The sequence below is a fragment of the Leeuwenhoekiella aequorea genome, assembly GCF_004104375.1.
Classification (GTDB): Bacteria; Bacteroidota; Bacteroidia; order Flavobacteriales; family Flavobacteriaceae; genus Leeuwenhoekiella; species Leeuwenhoekiella aequorea.
The window spans coordinates 1-3,814 of sequence record NZ_QOVM01000012.1 but is presented as its reverse complement, the minus strand read 5'-3'; the positions used below and the strand labels follow the sequence as shown (position 1 = coordinate 3,814).

The following is a 3,814-nucleotide window of genomic DNA, read 5'->3' as shown; positions in this document are numbered from 1 at the left end:
CGCATAGCCGCTGTTGGGCGTTCGTATTTTTTATCCTACATTTTTTCATTTTTTACCCCTGTCTTGTCTAAGGCTTCTCTTAATCCTTTAGCCAATTTTTCTACGGGTCCAACACCCCAATAATGTAGAAAGAAAATTCTTGGGTTTTCGTGAACCATATGATTATGAAGAGCAACTACTTCAATATCATTTTCAATCAAAGCCTTTATTACTGGGGCTACTTCATCAGCAAGCATCGTAAAATCCCCTGCTACCGCTGCCTTTTCATTTGTTCCTTGCCAACTTGCCCAAGTATTAAAACCTAAAAATGTACTAACTGGTGCACCGTGTTCTTTTAAATTCACATCTGGCCGACCGATAGTGATTTTATATACTCCTTTATTCATAGTTCCGCTATATCCCAAAATGCTATCAATCAACTTTGTGTCAAGAGTATTTTGCACTGTTGAAATAGTTGCACTTGATGGATTAGCACCTCTTATTTCAGTTACTTTATCAAAAACAGCTTTGACACTTTTAGCTAATTTTTTTTCATCGCCCATTCCCCCAATATGCATATACATCACATCAGGCTCATTTCGGACAAAGTGATTGTGAATTGCTGTTATTGTTAACCCTTGTTTTATTATTTCTTGCTGTACTGGTTTTAAGTCTTTTTCCGTAACAACAATATCTCCCATAACCATAGGTTTTCCCGAAGTTGGGGCGAATGCAGCCCAGCTTCCTAATCCCATAGGAGGAATGATTTTGAAACCATCGACCATTACATTCAAGTCATTTTGAGGAACTGTAACTTTGAATTGTCCGTCTTTTTCTTTTCCTTCCATCCCAAACACCGATTTTAAAGATTCAATATCAAGCTCCTTTAATTCATCGTTATTTTCCAAAAGCTTTCCAGTCGATTCTTTTGAATCGTTTTTCTTTGTAGATTGTTCGCAACCAAAAGCAATTAAAGAGGTTACTACTATTAAATAAATGCATACTTTTTTCATAATTCAGTTTTTTTGTTAAAATTTCAGTTCTTTTCAATATGACGCCCAACTTGTTATATGAAGATAAAACTAAGGTTTATCTCTTAAATATTTCGGGGTAAACGGAGGTTTTGATCACTTTCATCAAGATCAAATATTATTCTATAATCCCTTTTTTCTTGTATACCCCAACGATGTAGCCCCGGGAATTATCGACTTTTAATTCACCCTGGCGCACTTTCTGATTGAGTTGTTCTATTAAGACCTTAAAATCCTTGATCTTTTCTTTTTCCGCTATTTGAGTGGCCTGTTTTTCGGTCAATCCGTAGGACATAATATATTTGATATCCTTTTGCTCGGCAATGGGCTTTTTGAAATCGATCTCCATTTGTAGGTTTGCACTTAAATCCACGAAGATTTCAATGACTTTATAGGAACGTCCTTTTTTGTGAAGTTTGTAATCGAATTTAATATCGGTATTGGCGTTGATTTGTTGTTTTGCCAAGTCCAAAACATCTTTTTTAAATTGTCCAATTTGTCTATACTGCTCATTCCCTTTTTTATCAATCAGCCCGAGCATTCTTTTAAGTTCGTAAATCTCATAAATTTGCCGACCCACCGATCGCCATTGACAAGCGAGGGTATATAAACGCTTGGCATATTTGGAAGAACAGCCCATAACCGATTTTAATTGAATAGAAGTAAAGGAATTCTTTAGTTCGAAAAAATACGGCTTGGCCGGTTCGGAGATCATTACTTCAAATGCACCCTGTCCTTCGATGTATCTTACTTTTTGAAAGAGCCACAATTGTTCGTATATCATTTTTCCGTTATCCTGTTTGATATCAATCTCAAACATACGGCTTCCAATTTCTTCAGTAGCCTTTCGAAGTTGTCCGTAGTTCCAGGTCCGCCCGGTAATTAGTTCAATATCCTTGGCGGTAACCCTGTAGTTCAATTCATTTTGTGAAAGGGAAGCCAGGAGCATAAAAAGGATATCCAGTTGGCAAGCCGAGAAATCATACCTTCCAGAGGTAATGGCGTTGTGCTGCATTACTCTTTTTTCTTTAAAACCGTGTACCTGGGCATCACTGTAAACAGATAAATCTTTCATAAGTGCTATTTTGCTGAAAAACAAATATATAAAAAAACAGATAAAAAAAACAGACTGTTTATTTAAATACAAGAATCAGCTTATAAAACCTGTTTTTTCGCTTATAAAACCTGTTTTTTCGCTTATAAAACCTGTTTTTTCAGCTTGCAACTAATTGATTATCAGTACCCCCCAAGCCCTTAAAGTATTAAAGTATTTAAAATAATTAAAAGAAACGTTTTAGAGAGGTTTAAAGTAAAAAGGAAAAATCGACTCTGGAAGATCTCCCTGAAAAATAATGCGGAGTGAAAAGAAAACGAAAAACGGAACGGAATAGCTGAACGCAGTGTAAACCAGGCGCCGAAATTTGCACTTTTTTTAGCTTTTGAGAAGGTTTTGCATAAAAAACAAGTATATACTTGATATAAGAAACAACCGCCCTTAAACAGGCTTAAAATGCGTTTTATAGTATCAGTTAATTTTATATTGTTCAACCCCGGTGAGATTTATTTAATATGATTACATTTGTATAACACTATGTTATGCATTTATCCTTAAAAACAGTATTATGAGTTCAAAAGTCCAAACCGCAGTTCGACTAAACGGTGATCTTCTGGAAGCCTTGAAAGAGAGAGCTAAAGCCGATAAGAGAAGTCTAAATAATTATATTGAAAAATTGCTATACCGGGATGTTGGAGATATCCCCAATGATACCACTAAAAGTGCTATTGAAGAAGCCCGCCAGGGAAAACTGGAACGAATAGAAAACCTGGATAAATGGCTTGAAAAACTGTAATCAATGTATCATTTAGAACTTACCACCAAGTTTAAAAAAGACCTTAAGAAAATAAAGAAATCACAAATATATTACCAGGCAGCTGTTGACGTTTTGAAAAAGCTTGAAAAAGGAGGGGTTTCTGAAATTCCTCAATCTATGCTCCCCCACAAGTTGAAGGGAAACTATAAAGATAACTGGGAGTGCCACATTAAACCCGACCTTTTGATTATATGGATTCAAATAGAATCTCCGGATGTAATTAAGTTAGTAAGAATCGGTTCGCACTCCGATTTGTTCAAGTAAAATAAAAATACTGAATTCTTAGCTAGATAAATCATAATATCAGGCTACATATTCGATTAAATTCTTCTATTTTTGTTATTAGCAGCAATTTTTATCAGGTGTGAGTAGGTCAAGAGGTGTTTTTGTACGTACATTTTACGGGTTACCACCCTCAAAATGCACTTCAAAAAACTCTTGTTTTCGCCCTGCGGTTGAAAAGAAAAAAAAGGATGTTTATGGAAAAAAAAGCACGCATAGAACTACGGATTTCGCCCTTTGAAAAGGACGTGATCAAAGCCAATGCCCGGGAATTAAATTTGTCCGTTTCCGACTATCTCATTCGCTGCGGAATGCGAAAGCATTTGCCTAAACCATTATCTTCCGAAGAACTCGAAGCTTGGATGATGCTGAAAGAATACACCACCAATTTCAAAAGGATTTCCAACTACATCAAAAATAAAAGCCCTGGGCTTGACCAGGAGATTAAAAAAGTAATTGAAGAAATGAATATTGATTTAAAAAGAATACGAAATGGTCAGTCAAGCTAATGCCACAAAGGGAAGTACCGAGGGAATACGCTATATTATGGATGATAAAGGGCAGGCGGTCGAGCTCGACCGCAATATGATCAGCGGAGAAACTCCAACAGAAATTTTAGCGGAATTCCGAGAAATCCAATCCTTAAAACCA

Annotated in this window: 5 protein-coding genes; 3 read left to right on the top strand and 2 right to left on the bottom strand. The window is 36.1% G+C overall.

Features of this window, described 5'->3' with window-relative positions; all coding sequences use genetic code 11:
* Positions 1-35: 35 nt before the first annotated feature.
* Together DSM00_RS15430 and DSM00_RS15425 are read right to left on the bottom strand one after the other, a co-directional pair.
* Complete coding sequence (locus DSM00_RS15430; protein ID WP_121667379.1) at positions 36-992, bottom strand: DUF1259 domain-containing protein; 957 nt, start codon at positions 990-992, stop codon at positions 36-38.
* Positions 993-1,128: 136 nt separating this feature from the next.
* Positions 1,129-2,085 carry a replication initiation protein gene (locus DSM00_RS15425; protein ID WP_128758873.1) on the bottom strand — a complete coding sequence of 319 codons (957 nt, stop codon included), beginning with the start codon at positions 2,083-2,085 and terminating at the stop codon, positions 1,129-1,131.
* A 547-nt stretch (positions 2,086-2,632) separates the two neighbouring features.
* Here DSM00_RS15425 and DSM00_RS15420 point away from each other — a divergent pair.
* From DSM00_RS15420 to DSM00_RS15410, 3 genes are all read left to right on the top strand, one after another.
* The gene (locus DSM00_RS15420) at positions 2,633-2,860 is read left to right on the top strand and encodes a hypothetical protein (RefSeq protein WP_128758872.1); all 228 of its coding nucleotides are present in this window, start codon (positions 2,633-2,635) and stop codon (positions 2,858-2,860) included.
* 3 nt (positions 2,861-2,863) lie between these two features.
* Positions 2,864-3,145 carry a type II toxin-antitoxin system YafQ family toxin gene (locus DSM00_RS15415; RefSeq protein ID WP_128758871.1) on the top strand — a complete coding sequence of 94 codons (282 nt, stop codon included), beginning with the start codon at positions 2,864-2,866 and terminating at the stop codon, positions 3,143-3,145.
* Positions 3,146-3,360: 215 nt separating this feature from the next.
* Positions 3,361-3,672, top strand: a complete 312-nt coding sequence (locus DSM00_RS15410; protein ID WP_128758870.1) for a plasmid mobilization protein — start codon at positions 3,361-3,363, stop codon at positions 3,670-3,672.
* Positions 3,673-3,814 lie beyond the last annotated feature (142 nt).

Bases quoted from the DNA above. Each gene is read 5' to 3' on its own strand.
- DSM00_RS15430 (WP_121667379.1), bottom strand. From the start codon at position 992: ATGAAAAAAGTATGCATTTATTTAATAGTAGTAACCTCTTTAATTGCT.
- DSM00_RS15425 (WP_128758873.1), bottom strand. From the start codon at position 2,085: ATGAAAGATTTATCTGTTTACAGTGATGCCCAGGTACACGGTTTTAAA.
- DSM00_RS15420 (WP_128758872.1), top strand. From the start codon at position 2,633: ATGAGTTCAAAAGTCCAAACCGCAGTTCGACTAAACGGTGATCTTCTG.
- DSM00_RS15415 (WP_128758871.1), top strand. From the start codon at position 2,864: ATGTATCATTTAGAACTTACCACCAAGTTTAAAAAAGACCTTAAGAAA.
- DSM00_RS15410 (WP_128758870.1), top strand. From the start codon at position 3,361: ATGGAAAAAAAAGCACGCATAGAACTACGGATTTCGCCCTTTGAAAAG.